Below are 19,065 nucleotides of genomic sequence, written 5' to 3' on the forward strand. Positions count from 1 at the left end.
CCGCGAAGCCGATTCTGAAAACAAAAACGCCGTTCCGAATTTCATATTCTGGGACGGCCCGTCTCGCGCGAATGCTGGTCACTGCGGAATTCTCTTGGGGTGGCTGATGGGACTCGAACCCACGACGACAGGAATCACAATCCTGGACTCTACCAACTGAGCTACAGCCACCACTGGAACATCTATTTGGCTCGCCAGAACTGGCTTGCCGATGAAGAAGCGAGATTATACAAACACGATCTGCGTTTGCCTAGCCCTTATTCGAACATTTCGATTGCGTCGCTTTGCGCCGCCTCGCGTTAGATCAGTTCCGCGGGTTCGCGCAGATGCTGTCGCGCTTCATCGAAGATCGACAGATCGCGTGCCGCGAGCTTGCGGTTATCGGACAGCACACGCCGCCAGCCGCGCGCGCCGGCCTCGCCGCGATACAGCCCGAGCGCATGCCGCGTGATCGCGCCGAGATACGTGCCGCGTGCGAGCTCGGCCGCACAGTAGTCGATCAGCTTCGCTTCGACTTCTTCGCGCGTCGGCACCGCTTCGGTCGAGCCATAGAAGCGCGCATCGACGCCCGCGAGCACGTAAGGATTGTGATAAGCCTCGCGCCCGAGCATCACACCGTCGACATGCTCCAAATGCAACGCGACTTCGTCGAGCGTCTTGATACCGCCATTAATGATGATCTCGAGATCCGGAAAATCGCGCTTCAACCGATACGCGTATTCGTATTTGAGCGGCGGAATCTCGCGATTCTCCTTCGGGCTCAGGCCTTTCAGAATTGCGTTGCGCGCATGCACGATAAACACGCGGCAACCTGCATCGGCAATGGTCCCGACGAAATCGCGCACGAACTCATAGTGCTCGACTGCATCGACGCCGATCCGATGCTTGACGGTAACCGGCACCGACACCGCGTCGCGCATCGCCTTGACACAGTCTGCAACGAGTTGCGGCTCGTTCATCAGACACGCACCGAACGCACCGCGCTGCACGCGCTCCGATGGGCAGCCGCAGTTCAGGTTGATTTCGTCGTAGCCCCACTGTTCGCCCAGGCGCGCCGAGTGCGCGAGGTCGTCGCGCTCGCTGCCGCCCAGCTGCAGCGCGACCGGCGCCTCGTCTGCGGTAAACGCAAGATGGCGCGCAACGTCGCCGTGAATCAGCGCGCCGGTGGTGACCATCTCGGTGTACAGCCATGTATGGCGCGAAATCGCGCGATGAAATGAACGGCAGTGACGATCCGTCCAGTCCATCATCGGCGCAACACTGACCCGACGAGGACTCACGATAGAACCTGAAAGCATGGGGAAACGGTGACAGAAGAAGCGGAACCAACTGTTGATTTTACCGCAGCCTTGCAAAAAGACCCTTACGGGACCCGCGTCCCCAACCCGAAATCTCTCAATTATTGGATAGCGTTTTGTCGGAATATTGTCACGGATGCTCCACAACCCGCGCCAGGTAAGGCCGAGGGATTGTTTCGATTGACAGAATAGTAATTTCGAGATATCGAGCACAAATTTGCGATAGTAAGGGTATACACTGCGCCTCAACGATGTCGCAGCAACCTTTCGCAAAGCACTTACGCGACGTCTTCCTGAATCGAAACTTATTGGAGTTGTCACCATGAAGACCAAACTGATCGCAGCTGTCCTGATCGCCGCTTCCGCCGCTGTTGCCGCACCTGCATTCGCAAGCGGCTACGGTCCGGCACCGTTCTACCGTCCGACCGTCGGCGCACCGGCGTCGCAACGTGGCCAGAGCGAACAAACGCTGGCCGCTGAACAACAGCAAATCAACGACAGCACGACCGCCTACGGTGGCGTGCACTCCGGCGATACGCAAGCCGGTAGCCGCGCTTCGCAAACGACGACGCAAGGCGCCGGCGAGCCGATTTTCAAGGGCCACTAAGCCAGTCCAGCGGGCAGCAGTCGCCCGCTCGCAGTCAGTAAAAAAACCGGGCGTTCGAATCGAACGCCCGGTTTTTTGTCCGTTCGCCGCGTTAACCCGGCAAACCGTTGTCGATCACGTCGCGCGCGGCACGAAGCGCGGCTTGCGCGGCCGCGCGTTCGGTCGACCAGAAGCCGTCGATCGGCACAAGACGCCAGTCGAGCGCGACGACACCGCCGGTCAATATCCTGAAGTGCGCTTTCACGCCGGTCAGCACCTGCTCGACCGCGACTTCGATGTCGTAATCCTTATAACGCTCCTGATAGTCGCCCATGTCGAGCCCGTTCGGCTCCATGTCCGGCTCCTTGCATGCGGCATACGCCGCGCCGATCAGTCGTCAGACGGGCAACCGCTCGCGTTAGTCGCAATCGCCCGACAGGTACTTTCTGCCGTCGCAGGTAATCTCGACGCCGTCGCCTCGTCCGGCTTTCGCGACGAGGCCTGCGCCCAGCAATTCCGCGACCACCGGCGGCGGGACCGGCGCAGATGCCGCGCCAGCCTGCATGTCGTTCAGATGCCGCAACGTATCAATCGCATCGGGACTCAAAGCCTTCATCATCGCAACCTCCGCAAGCTGAGAATCGGCCTTCATTCAGGCCTTCGTTCATCATCGTTGCCCGATTCATGCTAGCACTTCCTGCGAAGATTGCAGGGGCGTCTGAAGGGATTGCGAGTTATGCATCGAAGCGTTCGCCGCGCCCCCGATGCGGCACGCGGCGTGCGGGACAAACTAGCGCCGCAGCGCCATCCGCGCAATGCAAAGAGAATGGCAATAGAGTGAAGCCTGGGAGGATTGATGAACGGATTGAAAGCGAACGGATTGAAAGCGATACCGACGGCGGTCACATCTGCCGCGCTGCTGGCTGCGCTCGCACTGGCATGCGTCACGGCATCGGCGCAAAACGCGCCCCCACAACATGCGCCGTTGCAAAGTTCGCCCGCACCGGACACGGGTGCATCGATGGTCAAGCCGCCCGCGCAGGCATCAGGCGGCTCGAACAACCCGGACAATATGCCCGTCAAGAAACCGCGCAAGCCGACCAACGACAGGATGATGCATCCGCCGCCGGCTAGCGCGGCCAACGCGAAATAAGCACGCCGCCCCGGCAACCTTAAGCACCGGCGCGTAACCGGTCAAAGTCGTGCGATCGACACCTCGGTCGACTTCACGAGCGCGACGACCTCGGCGCCCGGCACCAGTTCGAGCTCATCGATCGAACGCGTAGTGATCACCGACGTGACGATACCGAACGGCGTCTCGACGTCGACCTCCGACACGACCGGGCCGCGAATAATCTCCTTGATCCTGCCTTTGAACTGATTGCGTACGTTGATGGCGGCAATACTCATGCGAGTAGCTCCAAAAGAAAATCGATCAATCGAATCGGACATGGATGGTCCAGCGTCTAGACAGCCCAGCGGATTGACGTCGGCCGCGCGGGCGGCGTGGAAATCGACTTGCCCTCCGCCGCGCCCCGCGTGGGCGCGGCGAGCGCACCATCGTCGACCTCGCGTCTGAGCACCTGCCGCAGCACACGGTCTTCGAGGCTTGCAAAGGCCGCCGACGCGCGTTCGCGCGGCCGCGCAAGCGGCACCGGCAAATCGAGCGCAATGCGCCCTTCGTCGATCAGCAGAACCCGATCGGCCAGTGCGACGGCCTCATGCACGTCGTGCGTGACGAGCAGCGCGGTGAAACGATGTTCGCGCCACAAGCGCTCGATCAGTGCGTGCATTTCGATGCGCGTCAGCGCATCGAGCGCGCCAAGCGGTTCATCGAGCAGCAGCAATTGCGGTCGATGAACCAGCGCGCGAGCCAGCGCGACACGTTGACGCTGACCGCCGGACAGTTGCGCGGGCCAGTCGTTCGCACGCTCGATCAGCCCGACTTCGGCCAGCACCGCGCGCGCATCGTCCCGCGCGCCACGCGACAGACCCAGCATCACGTTTTGCAGCACGGTCTTCCACGGCAACAGCCGCGCGTCCTGAAACATGATGCGCGTATCGAAGCGCGCGCGCTGCGATGCGCTGTGCGATACGTCACCTTCGGCGGGTCGCTTGTCGACGGTACCGGCGGTCGGTGCCTCGAGGCCGGCGACCAGACGCAGCAACGTCGACTTCCCGCAACCGCTGCGTCCGACGATCGATACAAAGCTGCCGCGTTTGATCGACAGATCGAGATCCGCGAGCACCGTGCGCGTACCGTACTGTTTGCGCACCCCGCGCAACTCGACCGAATCGTCTTCGCTGCGCCGCTCGCTGTGTTCGCGCAGCGCCGTGCGATAGGCCGACGCGATCCGCCGATCGCAGCCGGGCGTCCCTGCGGGCGTACCCGCTGCTGGACGTGCATGCGCCGCCGAACCCGCCGCGTGCGCGTGTCCCGGATCGGCTTCGCGTGTACGCTCCTCTTCGAGTTCGACGTCGAGATCCACGCCCGCCAAGCCGTTGAACGACGTCGAAAAGCCTGTCGTACTCATATCTTCGTCCCTCGTTGATAAGCGGGATGCCAGCGCAGCGTGACGCTTTCAATCCCCTTCGCGAGCAGGTCCGCGAGCTTGCCGAGCGCCGCATACAGCAGAATGCCGACGACCACCACATCGGTTTGCAGAAACTCGCGCGCGTTCATCGTCATATAGCCGATGCCCGACTGCGATGAGATCGTCTCCGCGACGATCAGCGTGACCCACATCAGCCCGAACGCGAAACGCACACCAACCAGAATGGAGGGCAGCGCGCCGGGCAAAATCACATTGCGATAGAGCGCGAAGCCCTTCACGCCATAGCTGCGCGCCATCTCGATCAGATTCGCGTCGACCGAACGGATGCCATGGAACGTGTTCACGTAGATCGGAAAGAACACACCGAGCGCGACCAGAAACACCTTCGCCTCTTCCTCGATGCCGAACCACAGAATGACAAGCGGAATCATCGCGAGCGCGGGGATATTGCGGATCATCTGCACGGTCGAGTCGAGCGCGACTTCGGCAGGCCTGAAGAGCCCGGTTGCGAGCCCGAGTGCGAACCCCACACCGCCGCCGAACGCAAAGCCCGACACCGCGCGCCATGTACTGACTTTCACGTTGGCCCACATGTCGCCGGAGCGGATCAGCGACCACGCGGCTCTCACGACCGCCAGCGGTTCGGGCAGCACGCGCGTCGACAGCGCGCCGCATTTCGCTGCGAACTCCCAGGCGAGCAGGATCGCGAGCGGCACGAGCCACGGCGCGATACGCCGGCCATACGATGCGGCGAAGCCGCGTGCTTCACTGGCCATAACGATAGACATCGACGTGTCCTCCCCGCTCAGCTTTGCGCAGCCTGCGGCGCATAGTGGTTGCCGACGATCTCGCCGAACGGCCCCGACAACGGACCGCTCACGCTCGCACGTTGCCGTCCCGGCAACAGCGGAAACACCAGTTCGGCGAAGCGATACGACTCTTCCAGATGCGGATAGCCGGACAGAATGAACGTGTCGATCCCGAGCGATGCATACTCGTTCATCCGCTCGGCGACCTGCTGCGCACTGCCGACCAGCGCGGTGCCCGCGCCGCCGCGCACGAGGCCGACGCCGGCCCACAGGTTCGGATACACCTCGAGCTCCTCGCGGCCGCCGCGCTTGCCGCCGTGTAGCGCGGCCATGCGGCGCTGCCCTTCCGAATCCATCTTCGCGAACGACGCCTGCGCGCGTGCAATCGTTTCGTCGTCGAGCTTGCTGATCAGTTTGTCGGCGGCGGCCCATGCTTCATCTTCGGTTTCACGCACGATCACATGCAAACGAATCCCGAAGCGGATTTGCCGGCCATGCTGAGCCGCGCGCCGGCGAATTTCCGCGATCTTCCGTTCGACCGCGGCGGGCGGTTCACCCCACGTCAGATACGTATCGATATGCTCGCCGGCGACTTCGTACGCGGCCGGCGACGAGCCGCCGAACCATAACGGCGGATGCGGTTCCTGCACCGGCGGATAGAGCAGCTTGCCGCCCTTCGACTTCAAATGCTTGCCGACAAAGTCGAGCGACTCGTTGCGATGCGCGCCTGTCAGCAGACCGCGCCAGATGCGCAGAAACTCGTCGGTGATCTCATAGCGCGTGTCGTGATCGACGAACAGGCCGTCGCCTTCCAGTTCGGCCGTGTCACCACCGGTCACGACGTTGATCAGCAGCCGCCCGCCGGAGAGCCGGTCGAAGGTCGCCGCCATGCGCGCCGACAGACCCGGCGATGCGATGCCGGGACGAATCGCGACGAGGAACTTGAGCCTGCGCGTCACCGGGATCAGGCTCGATGCGACGACCCACGCGTCTTCGCACGAGCGGCCGGTCGGCAGCAGCACGCCTTCGTAGCCGAGCGTGTCCGCCGCGCTCGCGATTTGCTGGAAATAGCTGTAGTCCGCCGCGCGTGCGCCGTCCGACGTGCCGAGATAACGGGTATCGCCGTGCGTGGGAATGAACCAGAACACGTTCATCTGATGCTCCTGCCTGTGCCAGATCAAGGGGTTGAATGTTGTGCGCGGCCGGGACGTCCGTCAGTGCGCGGCCCGCGCAATACGCGAGCACGCCCGGACCGCGCGCCGCGCGGTGCATCGGTCAAACATGGGTCAAGCGTGTTAAGGGAAGAAAGCGGGAGAAAGCGTCGCGCTAACAGTGCAGCCGCAAGCACGCGTGCGCGCCGGCCATCCTTGCGTGGTTGAGTATCGGACAGGACATCGCGACTGTTTCCCTCGAGAAAAGCGCGCATCGGCTGCGCAGCATCGAAATCGAAGATGGCGCAACGCCATCTGCATCGGAAAACAGTCTATGGAGCGGGCTGCGGGATTAGAACGATTTTTTTGAGCTTAGGTTTTCGGCATTCGTGATTTGACCGACATCGCGCAATGCAAATGCCACGTGAGCGGGTGTTGTTGCGACACCATGCACGTCGAATTGTCGAGCGCCGTCGATATAATGACGCACGTTTTCCGACAATCCCGCATGGCCGCGCCGGCCTTGCCTCTCGCGTGTGCGATAGATGCAAAAACTCATTCTGCCGTTCGTGTCCGGATTTCTCGCGTCGCTGTTTTTCCATGATGCGACGCTGGCGCTGTTGCACGCGGCCGGCACGATCGACGTAAGCGGCTTTTCGACCGCTCCATTCGCGCCGCTCGGTATACCGGAATTTATCGCAAACGCGATCTGGAGCGCGGTATGGGGCGTGCTGATGGCGTGGCTGCTGCGCGTGTCGCCGGAACGGAGCGCGCCTTGGGTGCCCGCGTTTGTGTTCGGCGGCATCGTATTGACGGCGGGCACGGTGTTCGTCGTCGATCCGATTCGCGGCATCTGGCCCACCGGCAACATGCTGCCAAGACTGGCGGTCGACTTTGCCGCGAATGCGATGTGGGGCTGGGGTGCGCTGGTGTTCATGCGCGCGTTCATGGCGCGCGACGGCGAAGCGTAAGCGACTCGCGGGGGTTGGCTCGGAGGTTGGCTCGGGGGTTGGCGCTTGCCGGTCCGCTTGCCGCGTGAGCCAATGCGTGCACTTTCGCGTGCACGCTCACCGCGCAATTCAGCCTTTTAGATCGCGCAGCGGATGCTCGCCCACCGACCACGGGCTCTCGAACATCCTGGCGACATAGTCAGCCGGCACGTCTTCAATTCGCGCGAAACGCCAGTTGGGCCGATTGTCCTTGTCGATGATGCGCGCGCGAATGCCCTCGCTGACGTCGCCGCGCTCGAACGTCGAGCGCGTCAGATCCAGATCGCGCCGCAAGCAGTCCGCCATCGTGCCTTCCGCGCGCGTCACCACTTCGAGCGACACCGCCATCGCCAGCGGCGAGCGCTCGCGCAGCACGCCGCCGATCTGCTCCGCCCAGTCCGCATTCGCGCAATCGCCCTGGGCATCGAGCGACGCGATAATCCGTCCGACGTCCGGCAGCGCGAAGTGCGTGTCGATCAACGCGCGCGCATCGGCCAGCGCTGATGTGTCCGGCGTCGGCACAACCTTATACGCGGCCGCTTCGCGCGACACGCAGTCGACCACATCCGCGCCCCGCTCGAACACCTCCGTTTTCAGCCGCTCGATCAGCGCGGGGATCGCTTCGTCTTCGATATAGACATCGGCGAGGCCCGCATACATGGCGTCCGCCGGACCCAGCGATTCGCCGGTGACCGCAAGATAGCGACCGATTGCGCCTGGCGTGCGCGCGAGAAACCAGCCTACGCCGACATCGGGAAAGAGACCGATGCGCGTTTCCGGCATCGCCATCCGGGTGGACGTCGTCGCGACGCGCAGCCCGCCGGTACGATACGCGCCCTGCGAAATGCCCATGCCGCCGCCCATTACGATGCCGTTCATCAACGCGATATACGGCTTCGGATACGAGAAGATCGCATGATCCAGCCGGTATTCCTCGATAAAGAATGTGTCGAGCGCGTCGCGGTCGCCGCGCCGATGCGCATCATACAGAAAGCGGATATCGCCGCCTGCGCAGAACGCACGCGGATGCGGGCTGCGCAGCACCACCGCGAGCACGTCGGGGTCATTGCGCCAGCTATCGAGCGCGGCATGCATCGCACGGATCATGCTGGTCGACAGCGCATTCAGCGCCTGCGGACGATCGAGTTCGATAAATCCAATACGATTCGCGATATAGGTCGTGACTTCTTCGCTGGCGGCGAGCGGTTCAATGGTTGGCATGGCGAATAACGCAGACAAAAATAACGATCAGCAGCGGCAACGGTAACACGCGCTCGCAGTATGCAATATGACCGGCCGCTTTCAACGCGGCGGGCCCGTGCACGCACGCGCCATGCGGCATCGCGATGCGTGGGCTCAAGTATGCGGTGTCTTCGGCTTCGCGATGGATGCCGGCACGCCTGCCGCGCGCTTATGCGGTGCGCGCGACGACTTGCCCGACGGTTTGCGCGGCTCGGGCGGATCGGACGCGCGCACCGTGTGTGCGCCGAGCCACGCGTCGAGCGCGGCATCGACGACGGTGTCGAGCGGCGCGCGCGGAAAGACCGGGCACGTCAGCCGCAACGCGACGATGCCATGCATCGTCGCCCACAGCGCTTCGGTCCACACTTCGCTATCAGCCGTCTCGGGCAGACGGCCTTGCGCCTTCAGTTCGTCGAGCGCATCGGCCACCAGCCGGAATGCCGCGTCGCCCGAATCGTCTCCCGCATCGCGCGCGCTCGCGAATGCGGCGCCGACATAGGTTGGATCTTCCATAAAGATCAGCTGGTACGTCTGCTGATGCGCGACGCCGAACGCCACGTACGCTCGCCACAAAGCCTTCAGACGTTCCGCGGGATCCGCTATCGACAGGTGCGGCTTCAACGTATCGAGCAGTTGCGCAAAACCTTCCGTGCACAACGCACGCGCGATTTCATCGCGATTCTCGAAATGCAGATACAGCGTGGCCGGCGAATATTCGATCGCATCCGCAATCTTGCGCATCGACAGCGCGGCAAAACCTTCGCGCACAACGATGCGCCGCGACGCATCGAGGATGCGCTCGCGCAGTGCCTGCTTCTCGCGATTCTTCCGTTCGGCGATTCCCATGGCACGCATTTTCCGGTTGACAAACTGAAAAGTCAAATTAAACTGAACGCCGTTAAGTGAACAGTGTTCAGTTTATTTATCATCGTTCAGAATGACGCGTGACAAGCAATCCGGGTCGCCGCCTACATGATTGATATCAACGCACCTATCGGGAATCCGCCATGGAAAACAATCGCAACATTCCGGCCGGTATCGGCCTGTTCGGGGCCGCCGGCGCGGCAGGCCGCAGCATTGCAGCGGCGCTCCGCGCAGCCGGCCTGCGCTATCGCGCGATTGGCCGCTCGCGGCAAGCACTCGAACACGCGTATGGCGACGACCCGCACGCGGAAATCGCGCTCTGGAATCCGCACGACCCAGCCTCTGTTGCGGCCGCGGCCACCGGTCTGCAAACTGCGGTCTATCTGGTCGGCGTACCGTACGATCGCTTCGCGATGCATCCGCCGTTGATGCGTAATACGATCGCGGGACTCAATGCGGCCGGCGTCGAAAGATTGATCCTGATCGGCACCGTCTATCCGTATGGCAGGCCGCTGCACAATCCCGTCACCGAAGCGCATCCGCGCGAACCCCATACGTTCAAGGGTCGCATGCGGCTCGAGCAGGAAGATCTCGTGCTGAACGCGCATGGGCGTCACGGTCTCAATACGCTTGTGCTGCGCTTACCTGACTTTTACGGGCCCAACGTCGAACGCAGCTTTCTTCACCAGGTTTTCGAGGGTGCGGCGCGCGGCGAACGCGCTCAGATGATTGGCCCGATCGACGCGCCACACGAGTTTCTCTTCATGCCCGACCTCGGTCCGGTTGTCACTGCGCTTATGCGTACGACGGCGGCTTATGGACGCGTCCTTCATCTCGCCGGCGCGGGCACGATCACGCCGCGTGAAGTGGCGGCGCGCGCGTATGCACTGGCGGGCCGCGAACCGAAGCTGATGGTTGCGGGCAAGACCATGCTGCGTGCGCTTGGAATGTTCAATCCGATCATGCGGGAACTGGTCGAGATGCACTACCTGCTGACCGATCCCGTCGTGCTCAACGACTCGGCGCTGCAGGCGCTTATCGGTCCCATCAGCAAGACGTCGTACGACGAAGGTATTCGGCTTTCATTCGTGGCAGCTACACAGGGGTTGAAGCTGCGGACGCCAGCGAGCGTCTAGCACGCGCCGCCCTGCATTGACCGCGCCGGGCCGCCTGCCCGGCAATGCCGGTATCGTTCGGTGATTACAGCGGGCAACGAACCTGCTTTCAGGAACCGACAATGCTTCCAGGTGGGAAATGCCCACTCTTTAGCAGCACGGGCGTGCCGTTGCTGATCTGCAAATGCTCGCGTGCAACCGCCTCGATACGCGGCCGCCCTTCGTCGAACGCGCGCATCCAGCCGTCTCGGTCCTCCGACGGTGCGCCGAAATGATCTTCCAGTGCTTCGACCGATATCGCGCACGGCACCGGCTCGCCATCGACCAGCGCACGAAAAACGACGGTCAGATTTGAATCGCGGTACGCGGGCGCGTCCGCGGGAAAGCGAATGTCCATGTTCGCCTCATCCGAATGATCGTGCCAATGCTCTCGCGGCCGCGCAGTGGCCGGATCGAGCCCATCGGCGCTATGGTACTCGTCCGCTGCACGGACGGTGCGATATCGCCCCGCGCCTCGCCATGCGGGCATACGCCGAGTCGAACTCACGTCGACGACGCTTGCAGCAGGCGGTCGATATACGCGCGCGCCGACGCTTCGACATGTCCGAGCGCGGCCTCTTCGGTCGCGAAGCGCTGTTCGTCGCCAAGATCGAGCAGTGTTTCGATGCGATGCGGGTCGTCGGGTCCGCGCTGTGAAAGGCTGACCGAGCCGACGTAGATCGCGCTCATCGGTCCTTGTTGCGGCACTGTTTCGTGCGCGTTGACGAGCCGCGCGGCCGCGCTGATGTAATAACCGCGATAGGGTCCGCTGACGCGTTCTGCCATTTCAACCTCCGTTTTTCTGTCGTTGTGCCGCGCGGCGGCAAAGCGCCGGCGATTGTGCAAAAATCGTGCGGCCTCGCCCTTGCAACGCCGGCCGCGGTCTGTCGAGGTGCGCCGGTGCCGGCCGAGGTCGGCCGATGCCCGCCGGTCCGCACGCGTTGGTCATTGTTATAAGGCGCCTGGAAGGTAATTTAGTTCTACGCAGCCGCAGCGGCACGGCCAGGTCGATGCGGCGCGCGATGCACTGCCCGGCCGCCCGTATTTGTCGAACTCGCGGACCAATCGGCAGCGACGGGTGCGGTACCCCGGGGCTGCACTCGGTCGCGCGCCGTGCGCCCCGCACCTCGCATACCCGATGGGCCGCGCAAGCGCATGAAACGTGCGAGACGCTGCAATACGCGCCGCGTGTGATCGTCACGCGTGGTTATCTGCCTTTGAACCCACCGAGACTGTCGACGCCGCAATATGGGAAAATATTTCCTTCGGGACACTGAAGTCGCCGAACCCGATGCCGCATGCGCATGGTTCTCCTATGCAGAGAAGCACGGCATCGACGTGCCCAGAGCAATCAGCATCTGGGAAGATGCGTCAAGCGAAGAAGGTTTTGAGAGCCGACGCGCGGTAGGCGACGCCGGTATTCGCATCGAACCCGGCATCGGCTGAAACACGATGCGGCTTGCGCCGTGTGCGCTGCGCAAGCGGTACGCGCCCGGCGCGGAAGGCAGTGGCACACACGATCGCCGCTGCGCTCGTATTCAACACTAAGGAAATGTCATGAAGCACCCCACGACGCGCTTACGCCCGTCACGAACTCTTTTTGCGCGGCGGCAAGCCGATCGAGCGCTGGTCCGTAGCGCGCACTTGCGCGCCGCGCTACTGTCCTGTTTCGCGTTGGTCGCCGCGAGCCTCGCCGCTTGCGCGTCGTCGAACACGACATCGCTGATCAATCTGCCAAACGGCGAGACGGGCTTCGCGGTCAATTGCAGCGGCGCGGATGCGGGATCGAGTTGGGCCTCGTGTTATGTGCAAGCGGGCAAGGCGTGCGGCCCGACCGGTTACGACATCGTATCGAAGGACAACGATGAAGGCGGCACCGCAGGAGGCGGCATCACCAATGTCGTATCGGCGAATGTAAAGAACCGCTCGATGATCATTCGCTGCAAGTAAAAGGTCGCCGCGTGGTGGACGCGGCAACGCCGCCGCTTGAAGTCAGCCGATACCGGGTAGCACCGCGCGTTAGTGCGTCTGCATTTTCGAAAACACGTTGAGCACGACCACGCCCGCGATGATCAACCCAAGCCCGGCGACGGCGGGCCAATCGGGCACCTGCTTGTACATCACGAGCGCGACTAGCGTAATCAGCACAATGCCGACACCTGACCAGATCGCATAGACGATGCCCACAGGAATGCTCTTCAGCGTCAGCGACAGCATGTAAAACGATATGCCATAGCCGAACACCACCACGACGGCCGGCAGCCATCGCGTGAAGCCATCCGATGCGCGCAGCGCTGAAGTCGCGATCACTTCGGCGACGATCGCAATAGCGAGCAACCCGTAGGGAGGCAACCGCATCGCTTCAGGCCTTGGCTAGCGCAAGCTTGCCGTAGTCCTGATCGAGTTGCGCGCACAGGGCTTCGACGACCAATTCATGATCCGCGCGTTGCGGCAACCCGGACACCGTGATCGAGCCGATCACGCCCACGCCCGCTACCGTCAATGGGAATGATCCACCATGCGATGCGTAGTCCGCGACTGCGAGGCCATGCTTATCTGCAAGCGTCGCGCATGTTTGCTGCAGCCGCAGGCCGACCGCGTACGAACTGCGCCGGAATTGCGCGACCACATTGCTTTTGCGGCGCGCCCATTCGACGTTGTCGGGTGTCGCACCATCGAGCGCGCTGAAAAACAGCGGCTGGCCGAACGTGCGAATGTCGATGGCGAGCGCCAGCCCACGCGCTTTCGCGATTTCTCGCAGGTACGCGCCGAGTTGCCATGCGCGATCGGGATCGAAGTGCGCAAACACGAGCGCCTTTTCCTGAGCGGCGATCGTCTGCAGATCGTGAACGATGTCCATGTGGAATTGAATGGCAAAGAGAAAGGGACCGCTGTGGCCGCGTGCCCGCGTGTCCTGCGTAAGAAGATACGTATGGCAGGCACCGCGCAGCGCGGATCGAATCGCGATTCTAGCGCAGCCGGCAGTCGCGTCCGCTGCAGCGTCCGTCGGCCAGCACGCGCATGCACATTCGGTGTCACGTCCGTCGATGCGAACAAAGGTATTGCACGCTGGGAGCGATTGCCCTATAATCTTTTCTTCGACGGACGCGGGGTGGAGCAGTCTGGCAGCTCGTCGGGCTCATAACCCGAAGGTCGTAGGTTCAAATCCTACCCCCGCAACCAAGCGCAGTAAGGCTTTTAGCCGGTATTTGATGTCCGTGGCAATTGTCCTGATCTTCCGCTAGGACGTTCTCAGGACAATGCCCGCGCATGTTGGGCGAACTTTCGCCACCAGTGAACCCGCCCCGTGCGGGTTTTTTGTTGTCCGTCGATTTTGTGCGCGCGCTTCCCCTGCGTGCGCGATCCATCCGGTGTCCTGATGGTTTTTGGGATACGTCTCGACCCTGCAATTTTATCGAACGCGCCCAGCGAGTGACGGCGGATTGCTCGCCTGCGCGGCGCCGTTTTCTTGCGCCCACTGATAACTGAACAAGTCGTGTATCGCTGCCCTAGGAACCGTCCCATCGCGGCGGTCTCTGCCCCAGATTCACCGGGCCGCCCCCAAAATTGTCTGTAGGCTAGTTCAGCATAGTGTGACGGGATTTTCTGAAATTATGATGCCCGTCGGATTTAGCTCGCACGGGAGAACACTCCCTAGCGCCGCGCTCGTATACTTCATTTGCCGTCGAAACAAAGACGGTTCAGGTGTGGAAGCCTGAAACGCTTTACCCCGCCCGCCTGCGCAAGCAGGTAGGCGGCTGCCTCTGCACGTCTGTTCCCTATGGGCGGGCCTTGGCAGGGAGACCTCGGGTCTGCCGGTTCTGGTAAAGCGCCGGTCCGCATGCAACAACGATGCGAGCAACTTTGATCGTCCGTTCCTGGTCATTGCGCTTAACGACGCTATCGCTCACGCAGAAATGGAAGTTGACGGCGAAGTCGCCATGCTCGAAAACTGCATCAGACGTGAAACCGTGAGCGTCGAACAGTTCGATGCGCAGACAACCGTCCGTCATTGAGCGAGCGTGAGACCAGCAATGAAAAGAGTGCAATCACTGAAGAAAACCAACAGGCAGCCGCGTGTAAATGATCGCTATGCACGGCTTGCAATGTCAACGTTGAATCACTGCAACCGCTCGATCGAACAGCTACACGCGATTTCCGTACTGGTCGCGACGGTCTTGCGGAAACCTGCGGTCATCGACGACGAGCGCCGCGCCGAACATACGGTTCTGTCTTTACCGTTGGAGACAGTAAGGGATACGAGCGCTCGCAGCAAGCGTATCGCGATCTGGTTACCGCTGTAGCCACAGAAGCGCGCAACCTGCCTGATGCGCGATTAAGCATAGACCTTGAACCTTATCTGCGCGGACGCGGGCGCACCCGACCAGCGAAGCTCTAAAGTCAACTCTTCACACTCGAAAGACTGCGTGCGAATGACAACCCGCTTCAGCGGGTTTTTGTCATTTGGTGGAATGCCAACGCCCGACATATATATTTGCCTTGTACTGTGTTGTCTCTGAAAGGACTGCGGCCTCCTCCTGGCGCATCCACAGCAGCTACCAGCTAGGGCATGCCCCACCTGCGCAGACGCGCCTCAAGGCGGCTAGCTGCGGCCAATTAGCCGCGCCCGCATCGGAAAATTCAGTAGGCGGAGTCCACGTTATAGAACTGGATTTTCCGAAAACATAATTCTTCCGTTTTTCCACTCGCGCAGGCTGACACAAATCCGGGTGGTACTCATATACTCCCGGTGCCGTCAAAACACTAGCGGTTCAGGTTTGGCGCGCGAGCAGGCAGCGCATAGCTTCGTTCAGCCAAGCTGCCATCACATGAAATATAGAGCTCAGCGCCACAACTGGTATTTTCTCGCTCTGCCTAACGCTCTCAGATATCCGGGTTTCCATTGAATGCTAGCGAGCCAAGGTTGACCTAACACTAAACAACCAACAGAAGGAGTACATATCGATGAGAAGCAAAATCAAGTCGCATTTACTTTGCGCATCACTGACGGCCGCGGTCTGTCAGCTTGTGGCACGACCCAAATGAACATGATTACCATGCAGACCGCGACGGCAAAGACCCTGGGGCTAGCCTCATCCGATGAGATCGACATTGGGAATGTACGCTATGAAAAGGTGAACAAGCTAGGAGGAACCAAGGCTTCTTATGATGCAACGACAGCGCGAGGGCGGCGCTTTCAATGTAGTTTGTTTATCATTCCCGGGCTAAACCCCGCTGGATGAACCGGCGTATCGGGATGGGGGAGTGTCACTCGGTAACCAAGAAGTAGCCCAGACTCCGAGCGCCCGTCGGTGCCAGCGACTGTACCGTCCCGATCCTTAGCCAGATCACAAGTTAGGCGATTCATGTATTTCAAAGGCTTTCGGGCTACATGGTTTGTAGCGCATGGGTAGGATAAAGCGCAGTTCATTCAACCCTGTGTATCGCTCGCGACGGCACAATAAAAGGATGAATAGTGAGTCTAAAACGAATCCTCATGATTTCCAGCGCGGTCTTAACGCTGACTGCATGCACGCTTCTGCCTCAGCCGACCCATTACGTTACCGAAACGATGCCGGAGTACGACACTGCGGTTTCGGCGCGAGTCCGAATAAAAAGCGGAAACGACAATCAGACAGCGAGTTACTGGAAAAACGCTTCCTGTTATACATCCCCGTATGGTGACAACAGTAATCATGTACGCATCAATGACAGCGGATTCTTTGCTCGCTATAAATACTCGTCGACCAGCATCACGATAGGCATGCCACAAAGTCCCCGCGAATGGATGCGCCCTGACGGCCTGAAGTTCAAGGACCTGATCACGGAGCATGTGGTCGAAGGTAACAAACCTATTACCCTAAAAATGTCGGATAGCGGCGGCGAAGGAGGACGGTATGGCTGGTGGAGTTGCAGCCCGAGCGCAATCACATTCACGCCCAAACCGGGTGAAGACTATGACGCATTTATGGTTGTGGAACTGGCTCGTCGACAATGCTGGATATCAGTTAGACGCATCAATGGTAAAGGTATGGACGAACCAGTGTCCCTCGCGCGAGCATCGGAATGTCCCACCCCAAAGGCAACAGCCCAGTCCAGTCCGGTAAGGTCCGAACATTGATGTGCTTGGGGCCAGTCGGCCCGTTGCTTTGAGAAACTCGATATCCGGTCGGCCTCTCCGATGTATCAGTCGCGCGCGCTGAAATCTTTCGCGCGCGTTCTGAGTAGCCCAGCCGCGCGCCGATGGGAATAGATCCCGGAACAACCTTAGTCGCGCGGCTGCACATCAACGGTTTGCGCGGCATGTTTGCAATGCTCTATGCATTTGTTACTGAGGTTGCATGTCGTCGGAAATATGCCCTAGCAGGCTGTTGAAAAAGCTCCCGCACTCGTCATCCGGGCGGGAGTGGTAAACGTTGAAACAAACCTTGAGAACGAAGCGATGCGTGGAGCGGACGGCTACACCGAGACGATGTTCACGATGAGCAAACTGGATGACTTCGTGCCGGCCAGTCATCCGCTGCGCCCCATCCGTCTTTGGCTGAACGACGCGCTCAAACGCATGGATCCTTTGTTCGCGCGCATGTACGAGAGCGACGCCAGGGGCGAGCGCCCGAGCATCGCTCCGGAGAAGCTGATTCGCGCCTTGCTGTTGCCGGATAAGGCAGGCCGTGTATCGCGGTTGCGAGCGGGCCGAGCAGTTGTTCCTGCTGACTCAGGCCGCCTATAACCTCACCCGCATGCGAACGCTCGCGGCGAAAGCGGCATAAAGATGAAAACCAGCGAGGAGATGACATCAATTCCACCTGAATTAAGGTCGTCCGGCATCAAATCGATATCAACTGCGCCGGCGCCGCGGCTCGTTGAAAACGTGTGCCGCGCGTCAGCGACGCCGTACTTCAACAGCCTGCTAGGGCAATGGAAACCACGTATCAACCAATAACCAGCCGATACAGCCGATGAGGGAGACATGACAAAAGCGCTCTGCGCCTGTACAACCAGCACTGATTCCAGTTCGATGTTCACCGCATATTCTTCGCGTCACTGCAAACCGTGGATCGTATCCACGACCGGGCTGGAGTTTATCGCGGTGCTGGAATCGGGAGTTCTTAATGGCAAGAACTACTTAGGGCACCAGGTAACTAATGGCTTTGTTCTCGAAGTCTACAAGGATAGCAAGGGCTTGCCGACCGTGGGCCTTGGTCATCTTGTAAACGATTCCGACAAGCTAAACGTGGGCGATACGATCAGCATGGAGCGCGCGCAAGGGTTCCTCAAAAAGAGCCTTGCAGATATTGAAAACGCTTCAACCGCGATGTAATGGTCCCTCTGTATCAGTTCGAATACGATGCGCGCGTGAGCATCGCGATCAACTGCGGCCCCTACACCGGCTCAAATGATCTGATTGCCAAGCTCAATGGAGGCGACTATGCAGCAGTGTTCGACTTTATACTTCCATACCGCATCGGACGCAGGAAAGATTTGAGCCGCCGACGATTTCAGGAGGCGAGGCTTTTCGCTTCAGGAGTCTACGATGCAAGGCATTAAGTTACTCACCTTTTCACTGCTCGTCGGCGCCTCGTGCTCGACGTCTGGAAAGTCGATCTATTCCGGCGAGTTCGATTACAGGAAGTTCCAGCCGTCCGCTAGTTACTTTGCGGGACACAAAGCTAAGGACGTCGCTCACTTATGCGCCACTGGCGAGCATGCGTCAACAAGCGATATGGAGCAATGCGCACACAGGGGTTTCGAGAAAGCAGACAAGGATTTGGCTCAACAACTCGCCACAACCACTGCTGTATTTGCCACTGCGGATATAGACGCTAAGGGTGACTATGAGCCACAGGCACTCCCTTACCTCAAGAATGCCGAATCCGCGTGGGAAAAATACAGGGATGACACCTGTTATGCCTTTGCCTATGCCGCTGGTCCGGCAACAGCACGCTATATAAATTTCTGGGATTGCATGACGTCTATTACACAGGCTCGCACGAACGAACTTAACCGTCTCTTGAAGAATCAATAAAGGCGAACTTCTCTATGGCTGATATTTTTCTGAAGATAGTAGGACTAGACGGTGAGTCACAAGATGCGACGCACCGAGGAGAGATCGAGCTTGATAGCTGGCGTTGGAAGATCGCACAGCAATCTTCGATGCTGTCGGGATCAGGCGGCGGTTCAGCTAAGGCAACGGTAAGCGATTTGTCTTTCGTGCATTCAATCGACCGTGCGAGTCCGAACCTGATGCGCTATTGCCTGACCGGACGACGTATCCCAGAAGCGATCCTGACCACGCGAAAGGCGGGCGGAATGCCGCTCGAAGAACCTGTCCGCATTTTTGTGGGTGAGGCGGTTAAAGGAATCGTTAGCCGCGCGCCTGCGTGAATCGATCGCCAAACAGAATAGCAAACTGATTC

23 protein-coding genes, 2 tRNA genes and 3 pseudogenes are annotated in these 19,065 nt (G+C 60.4%); 13 read left to right on the forward strand and 15 right to left on the reverse strand.

Annotation, left to right across the window (positions count from 1 at the left end):
• Positions 1 to 95 precede the first annotated feature (95 nt).
• Positions 96 to 171: transfer RNA gene (locus BX592_RS07480), tRNA-His, on the reverse strand.
• Positions 172 to 299: 128 nt separating this feature from the next.
• Positions 300 to 1,298: a tRNA dihydrouridine(20/20a) synthase DusA gene (dusA, locus tag BX592_RS07485; protein WP_134191024.1), complete on the reverse strand. Its 999-nt coding sequence runs from the start codon at positions 1,296 to 1,298 to the stop codon at positions 300 to 302.
• A 322-nt stretch (positions 1,299 to 1,620) separates the two neighbouring features.
• Between dusA and BX592_RS07490 the strand changes: the two genes are divergently transcribed.
• Positions 1,621 to 1,905 (forward strand): hypothetical protein, encoded by a 285-nt coding sequence (locus BX592_RS07490; protein WP_134191025.1) that lies wholly within the window; start codon positions 1,621 to 1,623, stop codon positions 1,903 to 1,905.
• Between the two features lie 91 nt (positions 1,906 to 1,996).
• Here the strand turns inward: BX592_RS07490 and BX592_RS07495 are convergent, their stop codons facing one another.
• A complete protein-coding gene (locus tag BX592_RS07495) occupies positions 1,997 to 2,239 on the reverse strand; it encodes a hypothetical protein (RefSeq protein WP_134191026.1) in 243 nt (80 codons plus the stop codon).
• Between the two features lie 63 nt (positions 2,240 to 2,302).
• Positions 2,303 to 2,503, reverse strand: coding sequence for a hypothetical protein (locus BX592_RS07500; RefSeq protein WP_134191071.1), 201 nt, complete (start codon positions 2,501 to 2,503; stop codon positions 2,303 to 2,305).
• Between the two features lie 237 nt (positions 2,504 to 2,740).
• On the opposite strand from BX592_RS07500, the gene BX592_RS07505 reads away from it, so the two are divergent.
• A complete protein-coding gene (locus BX592_RS07505) occupies positions 2,741 to 3,037 on the forward strand; it encodes a hypothetical protein (RefSeq protein ID WP_134191027.1) in 297 nt (98 codons plus the stop codon).
• Between the two features lie 41 nt (positions 3,038 to 3,078).
• Here BX592_RS07505 and BX592_RS07510 read toward each other — a convergent pair whose 3' ends face one another.
• Genes BX592_RS07510 through ssuD form a run of 4 tightly spaced genes read right to left on the reverse strand, consistent with a single transcriptional unit; the run spans position 3,079 to position 6,402 of the window.
• Positions 3,079 to 3,294 carry a TOBE domain-containing protein gene (locus tag BX592_RS07510; RefSeq protein WP_134191028.1) on the reverse strand — a complete coding sequence of 72 codons (216 nt, stop codon included), beginning with the start codon at positions 3,292 to 3,294 and terminating at the stop codon, positions 3,079 to 3,081.
• Between the two features lie 56 nt (positions 3,295 to 3,350).
• Positions 3,351 to 4,418: an ATP-binding cassette domain-containing protein gene (locus BX592_RS07515; RefSeq protein WP_134191029.1), complete on the reverse strand. Its 1,068-nt coding sequence runs from the start codon at positions 4,416 to 4,418 to the stop codon at positions 3,351 to 3,353.
• Positions 4,415 to 5,227 (reverse strand): aliphatic sulfonate ABC transporter permease SsuC, encoded by an 813-nt coding sequence (gene ssuC / locus BX592_RS07520; protein ID WP_134191030.1) that lies wholly within the window; start codon positions 5,225 to 5,227, stop codon positions 4,415 to 4,417. The genes BX592_RS07515 and ssuC overlap by 4 nt, the downstream gene beginning before the upstream one ends.
• A 17-nt stretch (positions 5,228 to 5,244) precedes the next feature.
• Complete coding sequence (gene ssuD / locus BX592_RS07525; RefSeq protein ID WP_134191031.1) at positions 5,245 to 6,402, reverse strand: FMNH2-dependent alkanesulfonate monooxygenase; 1,158 nt, start codon at positions 6,400 to 6,402, stop codon at positions 5,245 to 5,247.
• Positions 6,403 to 6,944: 542 nt separating this feature from the next.
• On the opposite strand from ssuD, the gene BX592_RS07530 reads away from it, so the two are divergent.
• Entirely contained in the window at positions 6,945 to 7,370 is a 426-nt protein-coding gene (locus BX592_RS07530) for a hypothetical protein (RefSeq protein ID WP_134191032.1), read from the forward strand.
• Between the two features lie 108 nt (positions 7,371 to 7,478).
• On the opposite strand, the gene BX592_RS07535 is transcribed toward BX592_RS07530, so the two are convergent.
• Entirely contained in the window at positions 7,479 to 8,609 is a 1,131-nt protein-coding gene (locus BX592_RS07535) for an enoyl-CoA hydratase/isomerase family protein (RefSeq protein WP_134191033.1), read from the reverse strand.
• Between the two features lie 135 nt (positions 8,610 to 8,744).
• The gene (locus tag BX592_RS07540; RefSeq protein WP_134191034.1) at positions 8,745 to 9,476 is read right to left on the reverse strand and encodes a TetR/AcrR family transcriptional regulator; all 732 of its coding nucleotides are present in this window, start codon (positions 9,474 to 9,476) and stop codon (positions 8,745 to 8,747) included.
• A gap of 161 nt (positions 9,477 to 9,637) precedes the next feature.
• On the opposite strand from BX592_RS07540, the gene BX592_RS07545 reads away from it, so the two are divergent.
• Positions 9,638 to 10,630 carry an NAD-dependent epimerase/dehydratase family protein gene (locus tag BX592_RS07545; RefSeq protein WP_134191035.1) on the forward strand — a complete coding sequence of 331 codons (993 nt, stop codon included), beginning with the start codon at positions 9,638 to 9,640 and terminating at the stop codon, positions 10,628 to 10,630.
• Between the two features lie 88 nt (positions 10,631 to 10,718).
• Here the strand turns inward: BX592_RS07545 and BX592_RS07550 are convergent, their stop codons facing one another.
• Together BX592_RS07550 and BX592_RS07555 are read right to left on the reverse strand one after the other, a co-directional pair.
• Positions 10,719 to 11,006, reverse strand: coding sequence for a DUF1488 family protein (locus tag BX592_RS07550; RefSeq protein WP_134191036.1), 288 nt, complete (start codon positions 11,004 to 11,006; stop codon positions 10,719 to 10,721).
• A gap of 146 nt (positions 11,007 to 11,152) precedes the next feature.
• Complete coding sequence (locus tag BX592_RS07555) at positions 11,153 to 11,434, reverse strand: hypothetical protein (protein WP_134191037.1); 282 nt, start codon at positions 11,432 to 11,434, stop codon at positions 11,153 to 11,155.
• Between the two features lie 462 nt (positions 11,435 to 11,896).
• Here BX592_RS07555 and BX592_RS07560 point away from each other — a divergent pair, with 462 nt between their 5' ends.
• Together BX592_RS07560 and BX592_RS07565 are read left to right on the forward strand one after the other, a co-directional pair.
• A complete protein-coding gene (locus BX592_RS07560) occupies positions 11,897 to 12,094 on the forward strand; it encodes a hypothetical protein (RefSeq protein ID WP_134191038.1) in 198 nt (65 codons plus the stop codon).
• 111 nt (positions 12,095 to 12,205) lie between these two features.
• Positions 12,206 to 12,598 (forward strand): hypothetical protein, encoded by a 393-nt coding sequence (locus tag BX592_RS07565; protein ID WP_134191039.1) that lies wholly within the window; start codon positions 12,206 to 12,208, stop codon positions 12,596 to 12,598.
• A gap of 69 nt (positions 12,599 to 12,667) precedes the next feature.
• Here BX592_RS07565 and BX592_RS07570 read toward each other — a convergent pair whose 3' ends face one another.
• Together BX592_RS07570 and BX592_RS07575 are read right to left on the reverse strand one after the other, a co-directional pair.
• Positions 12,668 to 13,006 (reverse strand): DMT family transporter, encoded by a 339-nt coding sequence (locus BX592_RS07570; protein WP_134191040.1) that lies wholly within the window; start codon positions 13,004 to 13,006, stop codon positions 12,668 to 12,670.
• A gap of 4 nt (positions 13,007 to 13,010) precedes the next feature.
• Positions 13,011 to 13,508 carry a heme-degrading domain-containing protein gene (locus BX592_RS07575; RefSeq protein ID WP_134191041.1) on the reverse strand — a complete coding sequence of 166 codons (498 nt, stop codon included), beginning with the start codon at positions 13,506 to 13,508 and terminating at the stop codon, positions 13,011 to 13,013.
• 246 nt (positions 13,509 to 13,754) lie between these two features.
• Between BX592_RS07575 and BX592_RS07580 the strand changes: the two genes are divergently transcribed.
• The 4 genes and pseudogenes from BX592_RS07580 to BX592_RS07600 form a co-directional block, all read left to right on the forward strand.
• Positions 13,755 to 13,831, forward strand: a tRNA-Met gene (locus BX592_RS07580).
• An 851-nt stretch (positions 13,832 to 14,682) separates the two neighbouring features.
• Positions 14,683 to 14,952 carry a hypothetical protein gene (locus BX592_RS07585; RefSeq protein WP_134191042.1) on the forward strand — a complete coding sequence of 90 codons (270 nt, stop codon included), beginning with the start codon at positions 14,683 to 14,685 and terminating at the stop codon, positions 14,950 to 14,952.
• Positions 14,953 to 16,145: 1,193 nt separating this feature from the next.
• A complete protein-coding gene (locus tag BX592_RS07595) occupies positions 16,146 to 16,769 on the forward strand; it encodes a hypothetical protein (RefSeq protein WP_134191043.1) in 624 nt (207 codons plus the stop codon).
• A 321-nt stretch (positions 16,770 to 17,090) separates the two neighbouring features.
• A pseudogene (locus tag BX592_RS07600) lies at positions 17,091 to 17,303 on the forward strand (transposase); the annotation flags it as partial.
• Positions 17,304 to 17,380: 77 nt separating this feature from the next.
• Here BX592_RS07600 and BX592_RS33740 read toward each other — a convergent pair.
• The gene (locus BX592_RS33740) at positions 17,381 to 17,674 is read right to left on the reverse strand and encodes a hypothetical protein (protein WP_166676308.1); all 294 of its coding nucleotides are present in this window, start codon (positions 17,672 to 17,674) and stop codon (positions 17,381 to 17,383) included.
• Between BX592_RS33740 and BX592_RS35130 the strand changes: the two are divergent.
• The 3 genes and pseudogenes from BX592_RS35130 to BX592_RS07615 form a co-directional block, all read left to right on the forward strand.
• Positions 17,667 to 18,196, forward strand: a pseudogene (locus tag BX592_RS35130) (lysozyme). The gene BX592_RS33740 and the pseudogene BX592_RS35130 overlap by 8 nt on opposite strands.
• On the forward strand, positions 18,183 to 18,674 hold the full coding sequence (locus tag BX592_RS07610; protein ID WP_134191045.1) for a lysozyme inhibitor LprI family protein: 492 nt from the start codon (positions 18,183 to 18,185) through the stop codon (positions 18,672 to 18,674). The pseudogene BX592_RS35130 and the gene BX592_RS07610 overlap by 14 nt, the downstream one beginning before the upstream one ends.
• Before the next feature lie 14 nt (positions 18,675 to 18,688).
• A pseudogene (locus BX592_RS07615) lies at positions 18,689 to 18,970 on the forward strand (Hcp family type VI secretion system effector); the annotation flags it as partial.
• Between the last annotated feature and the right edge of the window lie 95 nt (positions 18,971 to 19,065).

This window comes from Paraburkholderia rhizosphaerae (genome assembly GCF_004366595.1).
In the GTDB taxonomy this organism is placed as follows: domain Bacteria; phylum Pseudomonadota; class Gammaproteobacteria; order Burkholderiales; family Burkholderiaceae; genus Paraburkholderia; species Paraburkholderia rhizosphaerae.

Bases quoted from the DNA above. Each gene is read 5' to 3' on its own strand.
- dusA (WP_134191024.1), bottom strand. From the start codon at position 1,298: ATGCTTTCAGGTTCTATCGTGAGTCCTCGTCGGGTCAGTGTTGCGCCG.
- BX592_RS07490 (WP_134191025.1), top strand. From the start codon at position 1,621: ATGAAGACCAAACTGATCGCAGCTGTCCTGATCGCCGCTTCCGCCGCT.
- BX592_RS07495 (WP_134191026.1), bottom strand. From the start codon at position 2,239: ATGGAGCCGAACGGGCTCGACATGGGCGACTATCAGGAGCGTTATAAG.
- BX592_RS07500 (WP_134191071.1), bottom strand. From the start codon at position 2,503: ATGATGAAGGCTTTGAGTCCCGATGCGATTGATACGTTGCGGCATCTG.
- BX592_RS07505 (WP_134191027.1), top strand. From the start codon at position 2,741: ATGAACGGATTGAAAGCGAACGGATTGAAAGCGATACCGACGGCGGTC.
- BX592_RS07510 (WP_134191028.1), bottom strand. From the start codon at position 3,294: ATGAGTATTGCCGCCATCAACGTACGCAATCAGTTCAAAGGCAGGATC.
- BX592_RS07515 (WP_134191029.1), bottom strand. From the start codon at position 4,418: ATGAGTACGACAGGCTTTTCGACGTCGTTCAACGGCTTGGCGGGCGTG.
- ssuC (WP_134191030.1), bottom strand. From the start codon at position 5,227: ATGTCTATCGTTATGGCCAGTGAAGCACGCGGCTTCGCCGCATCGTAT.
- ssuD (WP_134191031.1), bottom strand. From the start codon at position 6,402: ATGAACGTGTTCTGGTTCATTCCCACGCACGGCGATACCCGTTATCTC.
- BX592_RS07530 (WP_134191032.1), top strand. From the start codon at position 6,945: ATGCAAAAACTCATTCTGCCGTTCGTGTCCGGATTTCTCGCGTCGCTG.
- BX592_RS07535 (WP_134191033.1), bottom strand. From the start codon at position 8,609: ATGCCAACCATTGAACCGCTCGCCGCCAGCGAAGAAGTCACGACCTAT.
- BX592_RS07540 (WP_134191034.1), bottom strand. From the start codon at position 9,476: ATGGGAATCGCCGAACGGAAGAATCGCGAGAAGCAGGCACTGCGCGAG.
- BX592_RS07545 (WP_134191035.1), top strand. From the start codon at position 9,638: ATGGAAAACAATCGCAACATTCCGGCCGGTATCGGCCTGTTCGGGGCC.
- BX592_RS07550 (WP_134191036.1), bottom strand. From the start codon at position 11,006: ATGGACATTCGCTTTCCCGCGGACGCGCCCGCGTACCGCGATTCAAAT.
- BX592_RS07555 (WP_134191037.1), bottom strand. From the start codon at position 11,434: ATGGCAGAACGCGTCAGCGGACCCTATCGCGGTTATTACATCAGCGCG.
- BX592_RS07560 (WP_134191038.1), top strand. From the start codon at position 11,897: ATGGGAAAATATTTCCTTCGGGACACTGAAGTCGCCGAACCCGATGCC.
- BX592_RS07565 (WP_134191039.1), top strand. From the start codon at position 12,206: ATGAAGCACCCCACGACGCGCTTACGCCCGTCACGAACTCTTTTTGCG.
- BX592_RS07570 (WP_134191040.1), bottom strand. From the start codon at position 13,006: ATGCGGTTGCCTCCCTACGGGTTGCTCGCTATTGCGATCGTCGCCGAA.
- BX592_RS07575 (WP_134191041.1), bottom strand. From the start codon at position 13,508: ATGGACATCGTTCACGATCTGCAGACGATCGCCGCTCAGGAAAAGGCG.
- BX592_RS07585 (WP_134191042.1), top strand. From the start codon at position 14,683: ATGAAAAGAGTGCAATCACTGAAGAAAACCAACAGGCAGCCGCGTGTA.
- BX592_RS07595 (WP_134191043.1), top strand. From the start codon at position 16,146: ATGATTTCCAGCGCGGTCTTAACGCTGACTGCATGCACGCTTCTGCCT.
- BX592_RS07610 (WP_134191045.1), top strand. From the start codon at position 18,183: ATGCAAGGCATTAAGTTACTCACCTTTTCACTGCTCGTCGGCGCCTCG.